Origin of the sequence: Streptomyces venezuelae (assembly GCF_008642275.1) — a bacterium.
Classification (GTDB): domain Bacteria; phylum Actinomycetota; class Actinomycetes; order Streptomycetales; family Streptomycetaceae; genus Streptomyces; species Streptomyces venezuelae_E.
The window spans coordinates 5,003,044-5,025,652 of sequence record NZ_CP029189.1 but is presented as its reverse complement, the minus strand read 5'-3'; the positions used below and the strand labels follow the sequence as shown (position 1 = coordinate 5,025,652).

14 protein-coding genes are annotated in these 22,609 nt (G+C 73.9%); 6 read left to right on the top strand and 8 right to left on the bottom strand.

The window, feature by feature from the left end; all coding sequences use genetic code 11:
- Positions 1 to 135: 135 nt before the first annotated feature.
- From DEJ51_RS22545 to DEJ51_RS22525, 5 genes are all read left to right on the top strand, one after another.
- Positions 136 to 1,893, top strand: a complete 1,758-nt coding sequence (locus tag DEJ51_RS22545; protein WP_150259237.1) for a glycoside hydrolase family 3 protein — start codon at positions 136 to 138, stop codon at positions 1,891 to 1,893.
- A gap of 256 nt (positions 1,894 to 2,149) precedes the next feature.
- The gene (locus tag DEJ51_RS22540; RefSeq protein WP_030011297.1) at positions 2,150 to 2,890 is read left to right on the top strand and encodes a response regulator transcription factor; all 741 of its coding nucleotides are present in this window, start codon (positions 2,150 to 2,152) and stop codon (positions 2,888 to 2,890) included.
- The gene (locus tag DEJ51_RS22535; protein ID WP_190620566.1) at positions 2,887 to 3,978 is read left to right on the top strand and encodes a sensor histidine kinase; all 1,092 of its coding nucleotides are present in this window, start codon (positions 2,887 to 2,889) and stop codon (positions 3,976 to 3,978) included. The genes DEJ51_RS22540 and DEJ51_RS22535 overlap by 4 nt, the downstream gene beginning before the upstream one ends.
- A 271-nt stretch (positions 3,979 to 4,249) precedes the next feature.
- Positions 4,250 to 8,116, top strand: a complete 3,867-nt coding sequence (locus DEJ51_RS22530) for a multifunctional oxoglutarate decarboxylase/oxoglutarate dehydrogenase thiamine pyrophosphate-binding subunit/dihydrolipoyllysine-residue succinyltransferase subunit (RefSeq protein ID WP_150259235.1) — start codon at positions 4,250 to 4,252, stop codon at positions 8,114 to 8,116.
- A gap of 268 nt (positions 8,117 to 8,384) precedes the next feature.
- Positions 8,385 to 8,864 (top strand): hypothetical protein, encoded by a 480-nt coding sequence (locus DEJ51_RS22525; protein WP_150259233.1) that lies wholly within the window; start codon positions 8,385 to 8,387, stop codon positions 8,862 to 8,864.
- A gap of 27 nt (positions 8,865 to 8,891) precedes the next feature.
- Here DEJ51_RS22525 and fxsT read toward each other — a convergent pair whose 3' ends face one another.
- The 7 genes from fxsT to DEJ51_RS22490 form a co-directional block, all read right to left on the bottom strand.
- Positions 8,892 to 11,915, bottom strand: coding sequence for an FxSxx-COOH system tetratricopeptide repeat protein (gene fxsT, locus DEJ51_RS22520; protein ID WP_150259231.1), 3,024 nt, complete (start codon positions 11,913 to 11,915; stop codon positions 8,892 to 8,894).
- 63 nt (positions 11,916 to 11,978) lie between these two features.
- Positions 11,979 to 13,235 carry an HEXXH motif domain-containing protein gene (locus tag DEJ51_RS22515; protein WP_150259229.1) on the bottom strand — a complete coding sequence of 419 codons (1,257 nt, stop codon included), beginning with the start codon at positions 13,233 to 13,235 and terminating at the stop codon, positions 11,979 to 11,981.
- Positions 13,232 to 14,428, bottom strand: coding sequence for an FxsB family cyclophane-forming radical SAM/SPASM peptide maturase (locus DEJ51_RS22510; protein WP_150262085.1), 1,197 nt, complete (start codon positions 14,426 to 14,428; stop codon positions 13,232 to 13,234). Before DEJ51_RS22510 ends, DEJ51_RS22515 begins: the two co-directional genes overlap by 4 nt.
- Before the next feature lie 546 nt (positions 14,429 to 14,974).
- A complete protein-coding gene (gene fxsA, locus DEJ51_RS22505) occupies positions 14,975 to 15,169 on the bottom strand; it encodes an FxSxx-COOH cyclophane-containing RiPP peptide (protein ID WP_150259228.1) in 195 nt (64 codons plus the stop codon).
- Positions 15,170 to 15,281: 112 nt separating this feature from the next.
- Positions 15,282 to 18,533, bottom strand: coding sequence for an SAV_2336 N-terminal domain-related protein (locus DEJ51_RS35595; RefSeq protein ID WP_150259226.1), 3,252 nt, complete (start codon positions 18,531 to 18,533; stop codon positions 15,282 to 15,284).
- Positions 18,534 to 18,539: 6 nt separating this feature from the next.
- Positions 18,540 to 19,571: an AAA family ATPase gene (locus DEJ51_RS22495; protein ID WP_150259224.1), complete on the bottom strand. Its 1,032-nt coding sequence runs from the start codon at positions 19,569 to 19,571 to the stop codon at positions 18,540 to 18,542.
- A gap of 54 nt (positions 19,572 to 19,625) precedes the next feature.
- Entirely contained in the window at positions 19,626 to 21,740 is a 2,115-nt protein-coding gene (locus DEJ51_RS22490) for a trypsin-like peptidase domain-containing protein (RefSeq protein WP_223836205.1), read from the bottom strand.
- Between the two features lie 129 nt (positions 21,741 to 21,869).
- Here DEJ51_RS22490 and DEJ51_RS22485 point away from each other — a divergent pair, with 129 nt between their 5' ends.
- On the top strand, positions 21,870 to 22,058 hold the full coding sequence (locus DEJ51_RS22485) for a DUF6104 family protein (RefSeq protein ID WP_150259220.1): 189 nt from the start codon (positions 21,870 to 21,872) through the stop codon (positions 22,056 to 22,058).
- A 114-nt stretch (positions 22,059 to 22,172) separates the two neighbouring features.
- On the opposite strand, the gene sodN is transcribed toward DEJ51_RS22485, so the two are convergent.
- Complete coding sequence (gene sodN / locus DEJ51_RS22480; RefSeq protein WP_030009413.1) at positions 22,173 to 22,568, bottom strand: superoxide dismutase, Ni; 396 nt, start codon at positions 22,566 to 22,568, stop codon at positions 22,173 to 22,175.
- Between the last annotated feature and the right edge of the window lie 41 nt (positions 22,569 to 22,609).

Sequence of the window (22,609 nt, the reverse complement as noted above, 5' to 3'; positions counted from 1 at the left end):
CCTTAAGCCGCGGCCCTTTTCGGCCACCCGACCGGTGTGACCCGGCTCACTTTTCAAAAACCTAGCAGGTGCACGGTTTTCGGCTCTACCGTGACCGTGCCGATCCGCCCGGTCCCGTGCTCCAGGAGCCCCGCCATGAACGCGACGCCCGACTACAAAGACGCCGCCCTGCCCGTCGAGCGCCGCGTGGCGGACCTGCTCTCGCGGATGACCCTGGAGGAGAAGGCCGGCCAGCTCTTCCACTCGATGCTGATGATGAACGCGGACGGCACCCCGGTCACCGAGACCGACGGCTCGATGCTGCCCTTCACCACGCCCGAGCTGATCGAGGACCGCTCCCTCACCCACTTCAACCTGCTCGGCACCTACGGGCCCCGCGAGATGGCCCGCTGGCAGAACGCCGTCCAGGAGATGGCCGCGGCCACCCGCCTCGGCATCCCGGTCACCCTCTCCACCGATCCGCGCCACACCTTCACCGACAACATCGGCGCGTCCTTCAACTCCGGCGCCTTCTCCGCCTGGCCGGAGGCCCTGGGCCTGGCCGCCATCGGTGATCCCGGGCTCGTCCGGCGGTTCGCGGACACCGTCCGCCGCGAGTACCTCGCCGTCGGCTTCCGCGTCGCCCTGCACCCGCAGATCGACCTGGCCAGCGAACCGCGCTGGGCCCGCCAGTCCGGCACCTTCGGCTCCGACGCCCGGCTGACGGGCGAGCTCGTGGCCGCGTACGTACGGGGCCTGCAGGGCCCGGCCCTCGGGCCCGGCTCGGTGTCCGCCATGGTCAAGCACTTCCCCGGCGGCGGCCCGCAGAAGGACGGCGAGGACCCGCACTTCGCACACGGCAAGGAGCAGGTCTACCCGGGCGGCATGCGCGAGCACCACCTGGAGCCGTTCCGGGCCGCGATCGCCGCCGGGTGCGCGCAGATGATGCCGTACTACGGGCAGCCGATGGGCACCGACTGGGAGGAGGTCGGCTTCGGCTTCAACAAGGGCGTGGTCACCGGTCTCCTCCGCGAGGAGCTCGGCTTCGAGGGCATCGTCTGCAGCGACTGGGGGCTGCTCAACGACGCGACGATCTTCGGGCAGGTGCACCCGGCGCGCGCCTGGGGCCTGGAGCACCTGAGCGTGGCCGAGCGGGCGGCACGCGGTCTGGAGGCCGGCTGCGACCAGTTCGGCGGCGAGCAGTGCCCCGAGGTGATCGTGGAGCTGGTGCGCTCGGGCCGCGTCACGCAGTCGCGGATCGACGAGTCGGTGCGCCGCCTGCTGCGGGAGAAGTTCACGCTCGGCCTGTTCGAGGACCCGTACGTGGACCCGGACGCGGCGGCCGAGATCGTCGGCCGGTCCGACTTCACGGCCCTGGGGGCCGCGGCCCAGCGCCGCTCCCTCACCGTGCTGACCAACCCGGACGGCCTGCTCCCGCTCACCACGGGGCCCAGGCTGTACGTGCGGAACGTGGACGCGGCCGTCGCCGCCGGGTACGGCGAGGTCGTCACCGACCCGGCCGACGCGGATCTCGCCGTCCTGCGGCTGCGGACCCCGTACGAGCCGCGCGAGAACGTCTTCGAGTCCTACTTCCACTCGGGTTCGCTGGCCTTCCCCGAGCCCGAGCTGGCGGAGATCCTGGCCCTCCTGGACCGGATCCCGACCCTGGTCTGCATCAACCTGGAGCGGGCCGCCGTCATCCCGGAGATCGCCGAGCGCGCGGCGGCCCTGATCGCCGACTACGGCGCCGGCGACGCCGCCCTGCTGGACGTGGCCTTCGGCCGCGCCACCCCCGAGGGCCGGCTCCCCTTCGAGCTCCCGCGCTCGATGAAGGCCGTCGAAGCCTCCCGTCCGGATGTGCCGAACGACACCCTCGACCCCGTCTTCCCGCACGGCCACGGGCTGACCCTGTAGGCCTCCCCGGGCACCCCACGGGCACCACCCGGGGCACCCCCCGAACACCTCCGGACGCCCCCCGGAGGGCAAGGACGGCGAGGCACCTGACCGGTCTCGCCCGCCGGGTGCCGGTCCCGCGGGGGCACCGGCACCCGGTACCACACATTCCGTTTACTGTGGTCCAGCACATATGCCATGTCCGAACCCCACGTAGCCGCAGGCCGACGCCTCCTCTACGCTGCACCCCATTCACGCGGGATCTTCAGGGGCGGACATGGAACAGACACACACCACCCATCAGAGCGCCGCGGCGACACCCGGCGCCCAGCGGCGTGTGCTGGTCGTCGAGGACGACCACACCATCGCCGAGGCCATCGCGGCCCGTCTGCGCGCCGAGGGCTTCCAGGTGCAGACCGCGGGAGACGGCCCCTCGGCCGTCGCGGCGGCCGAGAGCTGGCTGCCCGAGCTGCTGGTCCTCGACATCATGCTGCCCGGCTTCGACGGCCTGGAGGTCTGCCGCCGGGTCCAGGCCCAGCGGCCCGTGCCGGTCCTCATGCTCACCGCGCGCGACGACGAGACCGACCTGCTGGTCGGGCTCGGGGTCGGCGCGGACGACTACATGACCAAGCCGTTCTCGATGCGCGAGCTGGCCGCCCGGGTCCACGTACTGCTGCGGCGCGTGGAGCGGGCCACCATGGCCGCGCACACCCCGCGCGGGGCCACCCTGCGCCTGGGCGACCTGGAGATCGACCACGCGCAGCGCCGGGTCCGGGTGCACACCGAGGACGTGCACCTGACCCCCACCGAGTTCGACCTGCTGGTGTGCCTGGCCGGGACCCCGCGGGCGGTGCTCTCCCGCGAGCAGCTGCTGGCCGAGGTGTGGGACTGGGCCGACGCGTCCGGGACCCGTACCGTCGACAGCCACATCAAGGCCCTGCGCCGCAAGATCGGCGCGGAGCGGATCCGTACGGTCCACGGCGTCGGGTACGCCCTGGAGACCCCGGCCCAGGCATGAGCGGCCCGCCGAACCGGCTGCGGCCGCGCCAGCGGCCTCCGGCGGGGCTGCGTCCCTTCTCGCCCTTCTCGATCAAGACCAAGCTGGGCACGCTCGTCGTGGTCTCGGTCTTCATCACGACGGGCCTGCTGCTGGTGGCCCTGCGCACCGACACCGAGCTGCGCTTCATCACGGTCTTCTCGGTGATCGCCTCGATGCTGATCACCCAGTTCGTGGCGCACAGCCTGACGGCGCCGCTGGACGACATGACGACGGTGGCCCGCGCGATATCCCACGGCGACTTCACCCGGCGGGTACGCGGGGCGGGCCGCCGCGACGAGCTGGGCGACCTGGCCGCCACCATCAACCTGATGGCGGACGACCTGGAGGCCGTGGACCGGCACCGCAAGGAGCTCGTCGCCAATGTCTCGCACGAGCTGCGCACGCCCATCGCGGCGCTGCGGGCCGTGCTGGAGAACGTGGTGGACGGGGTCTCGGCCGCCGATCCGGAGACCATGCGCACGATGCTGAAGCAGACCGAGCGGCTCGGCGGGCTCGTGGAGACCCTGCTGGACCTGTCCCGGGTCGACAACGGCGTGGTGCCGCTGCGCGCCCGCCGCTTCGAGGTGTGGCCGTACCTGTCGGGCGTCCTGAAGGAATCGCGGCTGGCGGCCGCCGGCCGGCCGGGACTGCTCTCCGGTTCGGGCGGGCACACCCGCAACGACGTGCACCTGCACCTCGACGTCTTCCCGCCCGAGCTGTGGGCCCACGCGGACGCCGAGCGGCTGCACCAGGTCGTCGCGAATCTGATCGACAACGCGGTCAAGCACAGCCCTCCGCACGGCCGGGTCACGGTACGCGCCCGGACGGGCGACGCCCCCGGAAGCCTGGTGCTGGAGGTACGGGACGAGGGCCCGGGCATCCCCGAGGCCGAGCGCCACCGGGTCTTCGAGCGGTTCAACCGGGGCAGCGCGCGCGGCGGCGACGGAGGCACCGGACTGGGCCTGGCGATCGCCCGCTGGGCCGTGGAGCTGCACGGGGGCCGGATCGGAGTGGCCGAATCGTCACGCGGCTGCCGCATCCTCGTCACGCTTCCGGGCAGCTCGTAGGTCCCGTGTTGACGTAGGGTTCGAGTGGGAAGGACATGATCTCGGCCACACGTACCCGGGGTCCGTCAGGGGTGCGAAGCCAAGGGGGCCGCAACCTCGGTGCCCCCTACCCGAACCAGGCTCGTTTCCCGCCATTCCACGTGCCGAAACCCGCCGTTCGATGTGACCTGCGCGACGTAAGTCCCGCCCGGCCTGCATGCAGCGCCCGAGGAGGCGTAGCCTTTATTCCCGCTGTCCATACCTTGTGAAGCGGAAGAGGGCGGTTGCCGCCGTGTCGCCACAGTCCCCCAGTAACCCGAGCACCACGACCGAAGCAGCAGAGGGCGGGAAGAACCCTGCCTCAGGCTTCGGCGCCAATGAGTGGCTCGTCGACGAGATCTATCAGCAGTACCTCCAGGACCCGAACTCGGTCGACCGGGCCTGGTGGGACTTCTTCGCCGACTACAAGCCGGGGGGCGCTGTCGCTCCGGTGAAGTCGGACGGTCCCGAGAAGCCCGCGACGACGGACGGCGCCTCCGCACAGGCCGCCACCGTCACCGCGGCGCCGCAGGCCACCGACGCCGCCGCCACGGGGGCGGCGCGCGCCGCAGCGCCTGCCCCGACGGCCGCGCCCACGCCTGTGTCAGCTCCTGCCCCTGCTCCTGCCACCCCCTCTGGTGCCCCTGCTGTGACTGTCACCTCCCAGGCCCCGGCCGCCGCACCGGCCGCGCCCGCCCCCTCCTCCGTAGCCCCCCAGACGGCCGCGCCCGCCACCGAGGCCCCCGCGGGCCCCGAGCTGGTGACGCTCCGCGGCCCGGCGGCTGCCGTCGCGAAGAACATGAACGCCTCCCTCGACGTCCCGACGGCCACGTCCGTCCGCGCCGTCCCGGTGAAGCTGCTGTTCGACAACCGCATCGTCATCAACAACCACCTGAAGCGGGCCCGGGGCGGGAAGATCTCCTTCACGCACCTCATCGGCTACGCGATGGTGCAGGCCATCAAGGCCATGCCGTCGATGAACTACTCCTTCGCGGAGAAGGACGGCAAGCCGACCCTGGTCAAGCCCGACCACGTGAACTTCGGCCTCGCCATCGACCTGGTGAAGCCCAACGGCGACCGCCAGCTCGTCGTCGCCGGCATCAAGAAGGCCGAGACCCTCAACTTCTTCGAGTTCTGGCAGGCCTACGAGGACATCGTCCGCCGCGCCCGCGTCGGCAAGCTGACGATGGACGACTTCACCGGCGTGACGTGCTCCCTCACCAACCCCGGCGGCCTGGGCACCGTGCACTCCGTGCCGCGTCTGATGCCCGGACAGTCGGTCATCATGGGCGTCGGCTCCATGGACTACCCCGCCGAGTTCCAGGGCACCTCGCAGGACACCCTGAACAAGCTGGGCATCTCCAAGGTCATGACCCTGACCTCGACCTACGACCACCGGGTCATCCAGGGTGCGGCCTCCGGCGAGTTCCTGCGCATCGTCGCGAACCTGCTGCTCGGCGAGGACGGCTTCTACGACGCCGTCTTCGAGTCGCTGCGCATCCCGTACGAGCCGGTCCGCTGGAACCGCGACATCGACGCCTCGCACGACGACGACGTCACGAAGGCCGCCCGCGTCTTCGAGCTGATCCACTCCTACCGGGTCCGCGGCCACGTCATGGCCGACACCGACCCGCTGGAGTACAAGCAGCGCAAGCACCCCGACCTCGACATCACCGAGCACGGCCTCACCCTGTGGGACCTGGAGCGCGAGTTCGCGGTCGGCGGCTTCTCCGGCAAGTCGATGATGAAGCTCCGCGACATCCTCGGCGTGCTGCGCGACTCGTACTGCCGCACCACCGGCGTCGAGTTCATGCACATCCAGGACCCGAAGCAGCGCCGCTGGATCCAGGACCGCATCGAGCGCCCGCACTCCAAGCCGGAGCGCGAGGAGCAGCTGCGCATCCTGCGCCGCCTGAACGCGGCGGAGGCCTTCGAGACCTTCCTGCAGACGAAGTACGTCGGCCAGAAGCGCTTCTCCCTGGAGGGCGGCGAGTCCGTCATCCCGCTGCTCGACGCCGTCATCGACTCGGCCGCCGAGGCCCGCCTCGAAGAGGTCGTCATCGGCATGGCCCACCGCGGCCGCCTGAACGTCCTCGCGAACATCGTCGGCAAGTCGTACGCGCAGATCTTCCGCGAGTTCGAGGGCAACCTCGACCCGAAGTCCATGCACGGCTCCGGCGACGTCAAGTACCACCTGGGCGCCGAGGGCACCTTCACGGGCCTGGACGGCGAGCAGATCAAGGTCTCGCTCGTCGCGAACCCCTCGCACCTGGAGGCCGTGGACCCGGTCCTGGAGGGTGTCGCCCGCGCCAAGCAGGACGTCATCAACAAGGGCGGCACGGACTTCACCGTCCTCCCGCTCGCGCTCCACGGCGACGCGGCCTTCGCGGGCCAGGGCGTCGTCGCCGAGACGCTGAACATGTCGCAGCTGCGCGGCTACCGCACCGGCGGCACCGTGCACGTGGTCATCAACAACCAGGTCGGCTTCACCGCCGCCCCGGAGTCCTCGCGTTCGTCCATGTACGCGACCGACGTGGCCCGCATGATCGAGGCGCCGATCTTCCACGTGAACGGCGACGACCCGGAGGCCGTCGTCCGTGTCGCGCGGCTCGCCTTCGAGTTCCGCCAGGCGTTCAACAAGGACGTGGTCATCGACCTCATCTGCTACCGCCGCCGCGGCCACAACGAGTCCGACAACCCGGCCTTCACCCAGCCGCTGATGTACGACCTGATCGACAAGAAGCGCTCGGTGCGCAAGCTCTACACCGAGTCCCTCATCGGTCGCGGCGACATCACCCTGGAAGAGGCCGAGCAGGCGCTCCAGGACTTCCAGGGCCAGCTGGAGAAGGTCTTCGCGGAGGTCCGCGAGGCCGCCACGCAGCCCGCGGCCATCGCGCCGGCAGCCCCGGGCACGTCCGCGGTCTTCCCGGTCGCCGTGAACACCGCAATCTCCCAGGACGTCGTCAAGCGGATCGCCGAATCCCAGGTCACCATCCCCGAGGGCGTCACCGTCCACCCGCGTCTGCTGCCGCAGCTGCAGCGCCGTGCGGCGATGATCGACGAGGGCACCATCGACTGGGGCATGGGCGAGACGCTCGCCTTCGGCTCGCTGCTGATGGAGGGCACCCCGGTCCGGCTGTCCGGCCAGGACTCCCGCCGCGGCACCTTCGGCCAGCGCCACGCGGTCCTCATCGACCGGGAGACGGGCGAGGACTACACCCCGCTCCTCTACCTGTCGGAGGACCAGGCCCGCTACAACGTCTACGACTCGCTGCTCTCCGAGTACGCGGCCATGGGCTTCGAGTACGGCTACTCGCTGGCCCGTCCGGACGCGCTGGTCCTCTGGGAGGCCCAGTTCGGTGACTTCGTCAACGGCGCGCAGACCGTCGTCGACGAGTTCATCTCCTCGGCCGAGCAGAAGTGGGGCCAGACCTCCGGCGTCACGCTGCTCCTCCCGCACGGCTACGAGGGCCAGGGCCCGGACCACTCGTCCGCGCGTCCCGAGCGCTTCCTGCAGATGTGCGCGCAGGACAACATGACGGTGGCCATGCCCACCCTCCCCTCGAACTACTTCCACCTGCTGCGCTGGCAGGTCCACAACCCGCACCACAAGCCGCTCATCGTCTTCACCCCGAAGTCGATGCTGCGTCTGAAGGCCGCGGCGTCGAAGGCGGAGGAGTTCACGACCGGTTCGTTCCGTCCGGTCATCGGCGACACCACGGTGGACGCGAACGCGGTCCGCAAGGTCGTCTTCTGCGCCGGCAAGGTCTACTACGACCTGGAGGCCGAGCGCGAGAAGCGCGGCATCACGGACACCGCGATCATCCGCATCGAGCGGCTGTACCCGCTCGCCGGTGCGGAGCTCCAGGCGGAGATCGCGAAGTTCCCGAACGCGGCCAAGTACATCTGGGCGCAGGAGGAGCCGGCGAACCAGGGTGCGTGGCCGTTCATCGCGCTGAACCTGATCGACCACCTCGACCTGGCGGTCGGCGCGGACGTCCCGGCGGGCGAGCGCCTGCGGCGCATCTCGCGTCCGCACGGCTCGTCCCCGGCGGTGGGCTCCGCGAAGCGCCACCAGGCGGAGCAGCAGCTCCTGCTGAACGAGGTCTTCGAGGCCTAAGCCCCTCACCTCCCGGAAGGCCCGGTCCCCGCACGGGGGCCGGGCCTTCCGGCGTAGCGGGTCCGGATTCCGGGTCGGTGCCTCCTCTCGGGTCGCCCCGCACTTCTGCTCCGTCCCGTCAAGCCACGTCCTTCCGGGACATGACCGGGACCGGTACCGGCACCTCTACTGGAGACGTGACCACGCGGCGCCGGCCGCGGGGCCACGGACCCGACAGAGGTCCGGCGGCGCCCCCTCGCCGCCGGACCCCCGCCCTAGAGGAGCCCCCATGTCCTACGACGTCCACACCCCGACGCCCACCCGGCCCAAGCGGCGGATCGCCCGCTTCGTGATGCCCGTCGCCTCGGCCGCCTTCATCTGCGGAGCCGTCGCGCTGCCGGCATCGGCGACGGTCGCCCATCCGCCGCAGTCGGCGGCCGGCGTCCGCTCCGACGTCTTCCCGAACCCCTACCAGGAGCCCGACGGCGGCGCCTACGGGCCGTACACCTGTCAGCCCGGCTACGTCTGGCGTGACAGCTTCGACGGGGACACCCTCTGCACCACGCCGGAGGTCCGCGACCGGGTCCACGCGCAGAACCCCCACCGCCAGCCCGGCGGCGGCGCCTACGGGCCGTCCACCTGCAAGCCCGGCTACGTATGGCGGGAGATGTTCGACGGCGACGTCAAGTGCGTCACGCCGCAGGAACGCGAACGGTGGAAGGACCAGGTGTTCGACAACGGCCCCAACCTCATCCCGGTGCCGGGCTAGTGGGCCCCGGAGGCGTCACCGGACCCGCTACGGCTGCGGTTCGAAGTCCCAGTACGGTCTGGTCTGCTGCTTCGCCGAGACCGTGTGGACGTGCTGCGGGCCCAGGGTGCGGGTCAGGCCCTTGATGCCGGCGTCCTCGTGTTTCGCGGCCTCCTCGTACTCCCGTACCGACCGCAGGTCCGCCGCCAGCGCGATCTGGGCGCTCAGGGCCATCGGGTGGTCCGGGCCCAGGACCCGCTCCGCCGTGCGCAGCGTCTCCCGGCTCAGGTCCAGCGCGTCCTCCAGCCGCCCGGTGATGTTGCGGTGGCCGGTGGCGTTCAGGGCGCAGCCCAGTGTCCAGGGGTGCCGGTCGCCGAGCGCGCCCCGCATGCCCACCAGCGCCTGCTCGGCCAGCGAGAGGGCCGCCGCCCGCTCCCCCTGGGCCCGCAGGACGAGGCCGAGGTTGCCCACCGTGCCGATGCTGTACGGGTGGGCGAGGCCGAGCTGGGACTGGTAGCCGCGGACCACGTCCTCGGAGATCCGGCGGGCCTCGCCGATGTCCCCGTACTCCCTGAGGTAGGTGGCGTAGTCGGAGGCGACCATCAGGGTCCACGGGTAGTCGGCCCCGAAGACCCTGGTCGCCCGCTCCCAGACGGTCCGTAGCCGCAGGCCTGCACCGGGGATGTCCCCGGAACGGCGCAGGCACATCCCGAGGTTGTGCTCGGCGCGCAGGGTCTGCGGGTGTTCCAGGCCCAGCACCTGCGTGTTGATCTTCACGCCCTGTTCCTGGCGGGTCTGGGCCTCGTGGTAGCGGCCCATCAGCCGCAGCCCCATGGCGCAGGCGATGCCGGAGGACAGGGTGGAGATGTGATGGGTCCGAAGGACCCGTTCGCGGCGGCGCAGGGTGTCCAGGTCGAGGTCGTAGGCGTCCTGGTAGCGGCCGAGCAGGCGGTAGGTGGCGGCCAGGTTGTTCTGGGCGGCGAGGGTGGTGGAGTCGTCCTCGCCGAGCAGGGCGCGGTAGGTGGCCAGGCAGTGCTCGAAGATCTCCCGGGCCGGTTCGAAGCGGGCGATGCACAGCAGGACCCCGCCGTACGAACTGGTGGCGCGCAGGGTTTCCAGGTCGCGGTCGCCGCGTTCCTCCGTGAGCCGGTCGGCGCGGGCGCGGGTGAGGGACTCGGCGCGCCGGAACAGGCCGAGGTTACGGAGGGCCTCGCCGTAGTGGTAGCTGAGTTCGCGGACCTTGGGGTGGTCCTCGCCGAGCAGCGCCCGCCAGATCAGGTCGGTCTCCTCGCAGAGCCGCAGGCACGTGCGGTACTCCCCGGCGAGGATCAGGTAGCGCAGGCAGTGCAGCAGGAAGTTCTGGATGCGCGGGTTGCTGCTGGTGAGCACCCCCGAGGTGGCCAGGTGCGGGATGAGTTCGGCGTACCGGGGCCACAGGCGGGAGTCGGAGGGGCGGCCCGGGTCGGCGGCGGCGAGGACCTGGCGCACGGCGCGGGCCAGCGGTTCGGCCTCGGCCTCGGAGAGGTCCTCGCGGACGATGCCGTGGACCATGCGGTGCAGTTGTACGGTCTCCAGCCCGCCGCCGCCTTCCTCCACGGCCAGGTCGGAGTACTCCAGCCGGACGACGGAGAACTGGACCAGCTTGTTGAGGGCGGCGTTCCACCGGATCTGGTCGTTGATCAGCCCGGCGAGCTGCTCGGGCACGTCGTCGGCGGGGAACTCGCGCAGCAGGCGCAGCGGCACCGGGCCGGGGGCGAAGAAGACGAACAGCCGCAGCAGGGCGAGGGCGTCGGGGAAGTTCTCCCGGACGTTGTTGAGCAGTATCGCGAGGGCGGTGGGGAAGGGCAGGGGGTAGTCCTCGGAGACCGTGACCGCCTCGTGGGAGTCCATCCGGCGCTGGAGCAGGACGAGGTAGTCGCCGACCGGCAGCGGGGAGTCGGCGAGCCAGCCGGCGGTCTGGTCGAGGGCGAGCGGATAGTCCTCCAGGGCCTCGGCGAGCTGGTCGGCCTCGTCGGCGGTCAGGCGCAGGGCCCGGCGGCGGATGAAGGTGACCGACTCGGGGCGGGCGTAGAGCGGGACCTCGACCAGGCTGGTGTGCCGGGCGGCCCACTCGCGGTTGCGGGAGGTGATGATGACGTCGCCCGCGCCGGAGGGCAGCAGGTCGATCAGGTCGTCCGGGTTGTCGCAGCCGTCGAAGACCATCAGCCAGCGGCCGTACGGGTTTCCGCGCCGCAGCGCTTCGAGGACGGCCCGGATCTGCTCGCCGTAACTGCCCGCGCCGCGCGGCAGCCCGAGCGCGGGGGCCAGGTCGGCGAGGCGTTCGCGCAGGGTGGGCCGGTCCTCGGCCGGGACCCACCACACCACGTCGTACTCGGAGGCGAAGCGGTAGGCGTACTCGGTGGCGACCTGGGTCTTGCCGACACCGGAGAGCCCGAGGAGGGTGACGGTGGACGCGCCGGGCGGGGCGTCGGTCAGCGCCTCGCGCAGGTTGCCGATGACGTCGTTGCGGCCGGTGAAGCGCGGGTTGCGGCGCGGGACCCGGCCCCAGATCTCCGGCGGGTCGTTGGGGAAGCGGGGGCCGCGGCGGCCGGTCTCGGTGCCGATCCGGTCGGTGGGCAGCTCCAGGCGGCGCAGCACGCGGTACTCGGCCTCGTACGCGTCCAGGCCCCACAGGTCGGTCTTCTCCAGTACGGCGACGGCGCTGGGCAGCGGGGCGTCGGTGAGGCAGACCGCCGCGAACCGTTCGGGGTGGCGGTCGGTGACGGCGCGCAGGGCCGTGTTCCACTGCTCGTCGGTGTGGGTGCCGGCGGAGAAGTAGCGTTCGCTGAGGACGAGGAGGACCCGGCTGCCGGAGCGGGCCAGGTCGTCGAGGGCCTGGTCGATGCCGGGGCTGTTCTGCGGGTCCCAGCGCTGGAGGGTGACGCGGTGGCCGTGTTCCTCCAGGCGGTGCGCGATCCACACCGCCCAGGGGCGGTTGAACCCCGCGAAGCTGATGACGAATCGCTGCGGCTGGGGCGGCTGGGGCGGCTGCTGCGCCGCCGGTTCACGGTCCTGGCGACTACCGGTGGTCATCGGGCCGTCTCCCTGGAATCCGGGCGGTGGACGGGCTTGAAAGGTACCGCAGCGGACGGTCCGTCAGCCTTGTGCGAACGGCGCGAGTTCGGGGTGCGCCTCGCACCAGGCGCGGCGTTCGCGGTCGACGGCCCGGCGGGCCGCGGTGTGCTGGTCGCCGGGTGGCGGGAGGTCGTCCATGGCGCGTTCGGCGGCTCCCATCGCGTCGGCGAACTCCCGCCCCGCGTCCGTCAGTTGTTCGTGCGACCGCAGGACGGGCAGGACGGCGGCCACCTGTGCGCGGATCCGGGCGTGCTGGGCCCAGGCGCCGCGGGCCCCGTAGAGGGCGGCGCGCTGCCAGTACCCGGCGAGGGCCAGGTGGGCGTAGGCGCCGTGCAGCAGGCCCTCCAGGGGGCGGGGGTCGCTGCGCCAGGGCGCCCAGTGGCGGGGCGTGTGGTCGGCGGTGTGCAGGGTCAGTACGTCGGTGAGGGCGGTCAGTTTGCCGTGCTGGACCTCGTGGACGAGGGTCGCGGCGAGCGCGGGCGGGGCCTGGGCCCGGGCCAGTACGGAACCGGCGGCCGCGGGGAGGGTGGCACCGCTGGAGCGGGAGCCGCCGGCCAGCGGTACGACGGAGCGCAGCAGCTGGACGGTCTCCTCGGCGCGAACGGTGTCGTACCGCTGGAGCAGGGTGAGCGCCCCGGACCACTGGGTGTCCCACCGCTTGTGGCCCTTGGGGGTGAGCCGGCGGGCGGGGCGGACCGGGGCGGGCTGCGCGGGGCCGGGCGCCCGGTAGGGGTCGAGGTCGTCCAGGGCGGTCCGGCCGCCGGGCAGGACGTGCAGGGGAACGGTGGCCGGATCGTCGGGGTCCCAGGAGCCCTCGGAGAGGGCGAGCGGCCCGGGGCGGTCCGGGCGCAGCAGGCCGAGGGTGGGCAGCACGAGCCGGCCGTGCAGGGGGCGCAGCGTGTGGCTGAAGGGGATCCTGGCGCGCAGGGCGGCGGCGACGGCCAGGGCCCCGAGGTGCCCGAGGTCGGGCGGGGGCCCGCAGGGTGCGTGCAGCCGGCGCAGGGTCTCCTCGGCCCACACCCCGGTGGCCGGGTAGTGCAGTACGTCGCGCACGGCGCCCGGGTCGCGGCGCTCGGCCTCTTCCAGCAGGGCCCAGTGGTCGGCGGTCTCCCCGGACCGGCCGCCGGGGGCGGCGTCGAGGACGGCGCGCAGCAGGATCAGGCGTTTGGAGCGGCGTACGTCGCGGACCAGGCGGGTGCCCTCCATGGAGGGTTCGGTGGAGGCGAGGGCGCGCAGGGTGGGCGTGGAGACGGTGAACGCGGTGAGGGCCCCGGTCATGAGGCGACCGCCGGGGGGTGGGCGGTGGCCCCGGTGGCACGGGGCTGCGCGGCCCGTTGGACGGCGGCGGCGATGTGCCGGATCAGCGGCTGCAGGTCGGCGCAGTACACGGACGGCTGCCGGAAGCCCTCGCCGGCGCGGTAGCGGTGCGGGTAGTGCCCTCCGCCGCACACGTCGACCAGCTCGCAGGCGCGGCAGCGGGAGGCGAGCGCCTCCCGGCCGAGCTGGCGGGCGGCGAGTCCGGGGTGTTCGAGGAGCTGGTCGAAGCTGTGGGTGTCGAGGGCCATCCCGGTCGCGGCGGCCCCCTCGTACGCGGATTTCAGTGAGTCGGCCTGTTCGATGGAGCCGTCGGTCTCGATCACGGCGGTGGCGGCGGGCGTGAGCCCGAGGGTCTCGGTGGTGGTGGGCAGGCCGAGCAACAGGGCGATGATCTCCTCGAAGAGCCGGATCCGGGTGCGCCGTACGCCGTCGTGCCACCAGCGTTCGAAGACGGCGAGGAGCCAGTCCGCGTACGGGGTCCGGCCCGGCCGGTGGCCGGGGGGCGGGTCGCTCCAGTTCGCGAGCGGCAGGAGCAGCCCGATGCTGGGCGGGGCGAAGGCGAGCAGGGACTCGTAGGTCTCCACCGGGTCGTGGTCGAGATCGACGACGCACAGCACCCCGGCGTAGCTCTGCGGATGGCGGGCCAGCAGCCGCAGGCCCCGGGCGGCGGACGCGAAGCCGGGCCGTCCGGCGTGGTCCACGCGGCGGGTGTTGTGCGTGGGGAGACCGCCGTCGAGGCTGACGCCGACCCGGATTCCGGCGGCGGCCAGGGCGGTGATGCGGCCACGGGTGAGCAGGGTTCCGTTGGTCTGGACGGTGGCGGTGACCCGGGTGCGGGGGGCGGCCCGGGCCACGGCGGCCCGGACGGCGTCGACGGGCTCGGCCAGTCGGGCGGGGGCGGTGAGCAGCGGTTCGCCGCCGTGCAGGACGAGGTCGATCCGGGGCAGGTCGTGGGCGGCGGCGTGCTCGGCGATGCGCTGCGCGGCGCGGGCGGTGGTGGCCGGGGTCATGACGGGCGGCTGGTCGCGCCAGCCCTGGTCGGCCATCTCGTAGACGTAGCAGTAGGTGCAGGCGAGGTTGCAGCGGCTGCGGGTCTTGAGGACGAACTGGCGTATCGGGTGGGGCCGGTGGCCTGCGGCCCGCGCGGCGGCCACGTCGAGCCGGGTGTAGGGCCAGGGCGCGTGCCGGGCGTGCCGCAGCTGCTGGACGTCCGCCGCCGTGTCCCGCTGCGCGGGGTCGGCAGGGTCGGGGGGCGTGGTGGCGGCGCGCGCTGTTGCGGCGGCCTGCCGGGCGGGATCGGCCGGCCCGGCGGCATCCGGGGACGCCGTGCCGCCGTCGTGCGCGTCGGGCTGCGCGGGGTCGGGGGGCGCAGTGGCGTCGGGGCGTGCGGCTCCGGCGGGCTGTACGGGGCCGGGGGGCGAGGTGGGCAGCGCGGGGGCCGGGGACGGGACGGGCTTCGCGCGGTCGGGGGACGGGACGGGCTTCGCGCGGTCGGGGGGCGGGGTGGGGTCCGGGGTGCCGGGTGCGGGCAGCGGGGTTCCGCTCGTGACCGCTCGCCGCATCACCGCACTCCCTCCCCCGGCAACAACCGCCCGGGGACACCCCGGCGGACGGTCCATCCCTGCCCTGGGGACGGTCCCGGCTAACGGCGGAAAGTGGTCAACTCGGTTTCAAGGTAGGACGGATCAGGCATGGTGCGATCAGGCCACGCTGGAGTCGAAGGCGTTGAGGATCTCCGCGGGATGGGTCACCCGCTCGACCATGCCCTCGATCACCCCGGCCAGCACGGGATGGTCGATCCCGCGCAGCGCCGCCAGGTCCAGCCCGGAGAGATCCGGCAGCCGCCCCGGGCATCCCGAGGTCGCCGCCGCCACTTCCTGCTGCTTCGTCACCATGTGCCGCCGGGCCCCCTGTCGCGTCGCACACCGGATGGTCCACTTCCCTTTCCCGTCGGCCGGTCCGTGGAAACAGCGGCCCCCGGCCCCGGCCGCACCCCCGGCCACCGCGTCAGAGCCCGGCCTCCAGGGCCAGGATCCGCGCGCGGACCGCCTCCGAGCGCCCTGCCTCGCCCTCCCGGGTCCGCGTCCACAGCTCCAGCGCCGAGCGGTACGCGTCCAGGGCCGCGCGGGGCCGGGCCAGGCGTTCCAGTACGTCGCCGCGCAACTGCTGGACACGGGCGGCCAGCTGGACGGCGGTGTCCTCGCGCTCCTCCACGTCGGCCTCCAGGGCGGCCCGCCAGGCCCGCCGGTAGGAGTCCGCCGCCCGGTCGAGGCGCTCCAGCGCCCGGGTGTGGCCGTGGAGTTCCTGCTGGACGTCGCCGTGGTCCCGCCACAGACGGGCCTGTTCCAGGGGGTTGCGGCTGTGCCGGACGGCCAGTTCCAGCAGGTACTCGGCCTCCCGCAGGTCCACCGGGTCGCCCTCGTAGGTGTGCCGCAGCCGGAGTCCGGTGGCCAGCCGCAGCAGCCGGTGGGCCGCACCGGAGTCGGACTGCGGGACGGCGGCCCGGCTCTCGCGCAGGACCCGTACGGCGGCCCCGGTGAACCGCCGCCCGTCGGCGGCCCGGGCCCGGTCCAGGAGCACGTCGCCCCACTCGGGCAGCAGTTCCCCGAAGGCCTCCGCGTCACGGGGGATCAGCCGCCGGGCCCGGCCGTACGCCTCGGCCGCGTCCTCCAGAGCCGTCGGGTCCGCGTCCCGCGCGTACCGCTCCCGGTGCACGCGCGCCAGGCACACCAGGGCGGCCACCCGCAGCTCCGGGTCCCCGCCCGCCTCCGCCAGGGCCGTGTCCAGGTGCGCGGCGGCCTCCTCCAGCCGGGCGGGGAGGTGGCGCAGCGCGTCGGCGAGCTCCACCCGGACCTGTGCGGTGCCCGGACCGGTGCGGCCGGGGGCTTCGGGCGGGGTGGTCAGGGCCGCGGTCAGGCGGGCCGCGGCCTGTTCGGCCAGGGCGGTGCGCTCGGCCGGGTCCGGGGTGCGGGGCAGCAGGGCCAGCAGGACGCGGCCCAGGGCCAGATGCAGCTCGGGGTACGGGGCCGGGCCGCCGTCCCCGCCGTTCTGCGCGCCGGAGCCGGGGCCGTCCGCACCGGGGCCGGGTTCCGTGCCGGGAGCCCGGCCCGCCAGGGGTTCCAGGGCCGCCCGGGCCTCGCGCAGCGCGCCCGCCTCGTCCCGGAGGCCGCTGAGCCGGATCAGGGTCTCGGCCCGCCGTACCGCGCAGTCCCGGCGCAGTTCCGGGTCGGCCGCGGCTCCGGCCGCCGCGAACTCGATGTCCGCCGCCGCCAGCAGCTCGGCGTCCGGTCCGGCGGCCAGCGCCCGCTCGTACAGCACCCGGCCGAGCGCCGCCCCCGCCCGTGCCGTCCGCAGCCCCGTCACGGTCCGTTCCGCTTCGGCCAGGAGCTCCGGGTCCCGCTGGGCCGCCCACAGCCGCAGCAGTGCCCCCGCCAGCTCGGTCTCCGCCTCCTCGGGCTGGTCGCCGGGCCCCGCCGGGGCCGTGACCGCCCGCCGGAGCACCGCCACGGCCTCGTACAGGGCCCGCGCGCCGCCGTCCCCGTCGGCGTCGGCCAGCCGGTCGCGGGCGGCGCGCACCGCCCCGGCCCGGGTGGGCGCCGGGACCGCGGCGGGCCGGCGTACCGCGGGGCCCTGCTGCGGCATCCCGGGCAGGTAGCGCCGTACGACTTTGGCCGAAACCTGCGCGAAGGCCTGCGGCAGCCGCCCCTCCGGTGCCCGCTCGTCCTCCTCGGGTCCGGGGTCGGCCACCGCCGGCGGGGTCCCGGTCAGCTGGGAGACCGCGAGCGCGGGGAAGTTCCGTACGCCCCGGCCGAAGTGCGCCCGTACGTACTCCGAGCAGTGCTTGAGCACCAGTGCGGCCTCGTCCCGCCCCAGCGGCCCCAGCAGGACGTCCTGCACCCCGGGGGCGAACTCGTACCAGTGTCCCGGCTCGGGCCCGCTGCGCCGCAGCAGCCCGCTCAGCAGCACCTCCGCCAGGTCGGAGGGCTCGGAGTCCGGCAGCATCGTGCGCTGCACCAGCCGCATCACGGGCAGGGTCAGGGGCGCGGCCGACAGGTACACCGCGAGCTGTACGGCCCGGGGCGCGGCCGAGGACCGGAACCGGGCCACCAGCTCGCGCGGCGGGCGCATCGCGCGCGGCGGCGGCAGGGGTGCGGCCGGATGGTCGGCCAGGACCCGGCCCACCTCGGCCGGTACCGGCCCGGCCGTCAGCCCGGCCAGCAGCCGGGCCCACGCGCCGAGGGCGGTCGCGCTCGGCGGCAGTACCGGCACCGTCAGCCCGCCCGTGGGCCGCCCGGGCAGCGGCGGCCGGTCGGGCCGGAAGGCGAGCTGCTGCCCGCCGCCCTCCGGCCGGGTGAGCGTGCCCCGCTCGGTGGGCAGCCAGCTGCGCCCCCACAGCCGCTGCGGCAGCGGCTGGACGACCATGCACGGGGTGCATTCGGCCCACCGGTGCAGCAGCCGCTGTGCCGTGCCCTCGCGCCACAGCGGCCCGGCGCAGTCGGATACCACCATGGTCAGGGCCCGGCCGGTCGGGTCCCGTAACTGGTCGCCGGAACGCAGGCCCGAGGCGCGTACGCAGCCGGGTGCGGGGCTGCGGCCGAGCGCGGCCGTGCCGTCGGCGAGGCGGTGCAGGTAGTGCACCTGGACGTCCCGGAAGGCGCCCAGCCGCTCGCACACGGACCGCAGTTCCTCGAACATGTCCTGCCAGACGGCCATCGACGGGGACGCGTCCATCACCAGCCGTACGGTCGCCTCGCGCCGGCTCGCAGGCCGGAGCACGGGGATGACCAGTCCGAGGGCGCGGGCGCTGGTCTCGGCGGTGGCTGCCTCGTCGATCACGAGCCGGGTCGGCGGGCCGGGCGGGCGGTGCCGCTGGAGGGCGCGCAGGGCCCGCTGGATGTCCAGGATGCGGGGCAGCGCCGCGGCTCCGGGGACCCGTACGGGCACTCCGTACTCCTCCGGCGACTCCCCGGGCGGTTCCCCGCCGGAGCCGTCGGCCCGGGCCGCTCCGGGCGCGTAGAGCCCGACCGGGGCGTCGGGCTCCGTGTCGGTGCGTACGGGCCCGGCGGGCTCCCCGCCCGGCTCCCCGGGTCCGGTCTCCGGGCGGGCCGGTGCCGGGCCGCCCCGGGCGGCCTGCCCGGGCGGGCCGATGTGCCCGGCCAGCCACAGCGCGTCGGCGATTTCCCCCGCGGACGGGTCGAGCCCGGCGGCGCGCAGCAGCGCGGCCAGTTCACGGACGCCGGGCGTCCCGGCGGATGCCACGGCCGATCACCTCGGGCGGTCGAGGCGCTGGATGAGCAGGTCCGCGAGGTCCTCCCGGGTGGGCGGGGCGGCGTAGTGGGTCAGGTAGACGGCGTTCAGCAGCTGGTCGGCGGCGACCAGTTCGGACTGGGAGCGGCTGAGGAACTCCCGGATCAGGTCGGCCCCGAGGCGGGCCGCCTCCTCGCCGAGGTGGGCGCGGACCATGGTGGCGAGCCGTTTCTCGCCGGGCTGTCCGAGCTTCAGCTGGATGCAGCGGCGCAGCAGGGCGGCCGGGAAGTCCCGTTCCCCGTTGCTGGTGAGGATGATGAAGGGGAAGGCCCGGCAGCGCACGCGGCCGCCGCGGACGGTGACCTTGGTCCCGTCGTCGGTGAGCACCTGGACCTCGGGCTCGGTGTCGGCGACCCGTTCCAGCTCGGGGAGGGCGAACTCCCCTTCCTCCAGCACGTTCAGCAGGTCGTTGGGGAGGTCGATGTCGCTCTTGTCCAGCTCGTCGATGAGCAGGACGCGGGGCCTGGCCGTCGGCAGCAGGGCGGTGCCGAGCGGGCCGAGCCGGATGTACTTCCCGATGCCGGGCGCGGTCGCGGAGTCCGCGGCGGCGGCCGGGCCGCCTGCGCCGCTCGCGGCGATCTGGACGTCCTGCAGCCGGGCCAGGGCGTCGTACCGGTACAGGCCGTCCTGGAGCACGGTGCGGGACACCACCGGCCACCGCAGCACGCGCCCCAGTTTCAGCTCGTGGGCGACGGCGTGCGCGAGGGTGGACTTCCCGGTGCCGGGGAAGCCGGTCACGAGCAGCGGCCGCCGCAGGTAGAGGGCGGCGTTGATGGCCTCCAGCTCCTCCGGTTCGGGCCGGTGGAGCTCGGCGGCCTGCCGGTGCGCGCCGAGCCGCCGGGCCACGTTGCCGTCGGCGACCCGGGCCGGGCCGCCCGGCTCCGCCACGGGGCCGCCGTCGAAGTCGCGCCAGGGCGGCGGGTCCGGCAGGGCGTCGATCCCGTCGTGAGGTTCGCCCACCCCGCGGTAAATGAGCCACTCGTCATTCATGGTGCTCCTGCTCCCTCCCTCGCGTCGTGCGCGCCGGCCGTGTCACAGGTCGCGTCACAGGTCGCCCTGGAGCGGCTCCTCGTCCGGCAGCGGCCGCGCCGGGTCCTCCCACACCAGCCCCGTGCCGGCCGCCCAGTAGGCGTCGGGATCCGCCCCGTACGCCCGCCCCCGCAGGTTCTGCAGGCGGACCGGGAGCACCTCCGCCCGTCCGGCGGCGGCCAGTTCCTCCCGCAGCCCGCGGTGGAAGGGCGCGCAGGAGGCCCCGGGGTCGGGCGGTGGGCGCCGGGTCACCACCACCCCGTAGCCGGCGTCCCGTACCGCGTGCAGCGATCCGAGCGTGGGCTCCTGGTCGGCGGCCCGGCAGTGCACCGGCACGGTGTTGTCGGGGAGTCCCGTCAGCCATTCGGTGGCGGGGCTGCGCGGGCGTCCCCTTATGCAGTCGGCGCGTTCGTCCTGCAGCGGTCCCGTCTGGACCCGTGCCCAGCGGGCGGCCGCGTCGCCGCCCTCGCGGTCGGCGGGGTGCTCCCGCGCGCCTGCGGGGTTCGGCACGCCCTGGTGCGCGCCGGCCGGGTGACGGAGCACCACCGGGCGCTGCACGCCGAGCGGTACGCCGCCCACGACCACCCATTCGTCCACCGCCAGCCCGAACAGCGCGGGTTCCACGGCCACTTCGAGCAGGGCCGCCGCCTCGTGGGTGTCGCAGCGCCGGAAACCTTCGGCGAGCGGGGCCCGCAGCGCCTCCGGCAGGCCCGCCAGGGTGGCCCGTACGCCGGAGTCCACGGGCGTCACCCGTCCGGCGTGCGCGGGACCGGCCAGCACCGAGACCCGCCAATCGTAGACGTCCTCCCAGCCGTGCGCCCACACCTCCAGCAGCACCGACGCCCCGGGCGGCAGTCCGCCGGACCGGCGGGCCGGGCCGTACACCGTCCGCCCGGTGGAGGCCCGGCGGCGGCGCTCGCGCTCGGCGAGGCCCCGCTCGTGGCGCTCGCCGAGCTCGCGGCGCAGCGGTCGCCACAGGCGCTCGGCCGTGGCCCGTACCCAGTCCCACAGCTCCTCGTCCGCGCCCGGCGTGGCCGGCTCCCGGTACTCGGCCACGCTCACGTCCGTCGCGTACCGGAGCATCGCCGCGGCCTCCCCGGTGCCGCCCGGCGGGTCGTGCAGCAGCCCCAGACCGTCGCGCCAGCTCAGCGGGGCGGGCGGCAGCGGGTCCGGCTCCTCGCCGCGCGCCTCCTCGACCAGGGCGCGTACGACCTCGGAGGAGCCGGGCGGGGGCAGTTCGGCCAGCAGCCCGCACAGGGTGGTGCGCTCGCCGGGGGTGAGCCGGCCCCGGCCGGCGTACGGGTCGCCCTCCTCCGGCGGGAGTTCGCCCTGCACGTCCGTCCAGGTCCGGCGGTTGTCGAGATCGCTGAGGTGCCGGTCGTAGTGGTACCGGTCGTGGGCCTGCATGATCCGGCGGTAGAGCCCGACCTGGCCGCGCGCGGCCATCGGCAGGGTGCGCAGCTGCACGACGGAGACGGCGAGCCCGCCGCCCCCGGTCTGCCGCCGGGCCTTGAGCACGCCGACGACCTCGCCGCGGGCGAGGTCGACCACGGGCCCGCCGGACATGCCGGGCTCGATCTCGTCGTCGTCGCCGAGCCGGATGGCGGCGCCGTTCCCGGCGGTGCCGCGCAGCCGGGTGGTGCGGCCGGTGATCTCGGGGGTGCCGAGGTCCTCGGTGCAGCCGAAGTAGGCGACCTCGTCGAAGCGTGGTCTGGAGCGGTCGGTCAGCCACACGCAGGCGTGCGAGACGGGAGCCAGGACCCGGACCAGCGCCAGGTCGGGCAGGTCCCACAGGGCGTGCCGGCCGGGCCGCCGCTCCTCCAGCCGGTCGGGCAGGACGCAGTCCACGCGCCCGGTGACCGTCCCGGTGGTGTTCCCGGCGGAAAAGGTGATGCCGACCTCGCGTCCCGTCAGACGCACCGCAGCACCCCCTTCGCCGACCACGTGCGCGCACGTCAGGACCCAGCCGGGGGCGATGAAGAAGCCGCTCCCCCACGTGGGACCGGTCCGATGACTGCGAGGGGTGTCATACCCGCCCGGCGGGGCGTGAACGCGTACGGTCGCCGCCTGGACGAGAGGCTCCAGAAGCTCGAAGGCGCGCGCGGACCCTGTCGTGCGCCCGTCCGTCATCCGCACCCCCCGCTCGTTGGGCATCCAGGCTAGACCCGGGGAGGGCGCAGGCGGGAGGTCTCGCCTTAAGGCGGATTATCCTGGCGGGAAACACCCCCTGCACACCCCCATCACGGCACGGAGCCCGACTTGTACTTCACCGATCGCGGCATCGAGGAGCTGGAGAAGCGGCGCGGCGAGGAGGAGGTCACCTTCGAGTGGCTCGCCGAACAGCTGCGCACCTTCGTCGACCTGAACCCGGACTTCGAGGTCCCGGTGGAGCGCCTGGCCACCTGGCTGGCCCGACTGGACGACGACGAGGACGAGGACGACGAGTGACCCCCCGGGTCCGGACCGCGACCTGAGGGCCAGACCAGGCCCGCCCAGGCCCGCCCAGCGCAGAGGGGCCCGTCCGCCGGTGCGGACGGGCCCCTCTGCGCGGGAAGGGAAGGCTCAGGCGGCCTTGGTCTCCCAGAAGATGCGGTCGATCTCGGCGATGAGCTCAAGAGCCTTCGCGCCGGTCGCCGGGTCGTTGGACGCCTTGGCGGCCGAGAGGGCCTTCAGGGTGTCGTTGACCAGGGTGTGCAGCTGCGGGTACTTCTCGAAGTGCGGGGGCTTGAAGTAGTCGCTCCACAGCACCGAGACGTGGTGCTTGGCGAGCTCGGCGCGCTGCTCCTTGATGGTGATGGCGCGCGCGCGGAAGTCGGCGTCCTCGTTGGCCTGGTACTTCTCCTGCACGGCCTTGACGGACTCGGCCTCGATGCGGGCCTGGGCAGGGTCGTACACGCCGCACGGAAGATCGCAGTGGGCGGAGACCTTCGCCTTGGGGGCGAAGAGGCGGGAAAGCATGGAGTTTGTCCTCCTCGTGATCGTCTTCTCAAGGGGGAGAT

Excerpts from the sequence above, each read along its gene's own strand:
- DEJ51_RS22545 (WP_150259237.1), top strand. The coding sequence starts at position 136 with ATGAACGCGACGCCCGACTACAAAGACGCCGCCCTGCCCGTCGAGCGC.
- DEJ51_RS22540 (WP_030011297.1), top strand. The coding sequence starts at position 2,150 with ATGGAACAGACACACACCACCCATCAGAGCGCCGCGGCGACACCCGGC.
- DEJ51_RS22535 (WP_190620566.1), top strand. The coding sequence starts at position 2,887 with ATGAGCGGCCCGCCGAACCGGCTGCGGCCGCGCCAGCGGCCTCCGGCG.
- DEJ51_RS22525 (WP_150259233.1), top strand. The coding sequence starts at position 8,385 with ATGTCCTACGACGTCCACACCCCGACGCCCACCCGGCCCAAGCGGCGG.
- fxsT (WP_150259231.1), bottom strand. The coding sequence starts at position 11,915 with ATGACCACCGGTAGTCGCCAGGACCGTGAACCGGCGGCGCAGCAGCCG.
- DEJ51_RS22515 (WP_150259229.1), bottom strand. The coding sequence starts at position 13,235 with ATGACCGGGGCCCTCACCGCGTTCACCGTCTCCACGCCCACCCTGCGC.
- fxsA (WP_150259228.1), bottom strand. The coding sequence starts at position 15,169 with ATGGTGACGAAGCAGCAGGAAGTGGCGGCGGCGACCTCGGGATGCCCG.
- DEJ51_RS22495 (WP_150259224.1), bottom strand. The coding sequence starts at position 19,571 with ATGAATGACGAGTGGCTCATTTACCGCGGGGTGGGCGAACCTCACGAC.
- DEJ51_RS22490 (WP_223836205.1), bottom strand. The coding sequence starts at position 21,740 with ATGACGGACGGGCGCACGACAGGGTCCGCGCGCGCCTTCGAGCTTCTG.
- sodN (WP_030009413.1), bottom strand. The coding sequence starts at position 22,568 with ATGCTTTCCCGCCTCTTCGCCCCCAAGGCGAAGGTCTCCGCCCACTGC.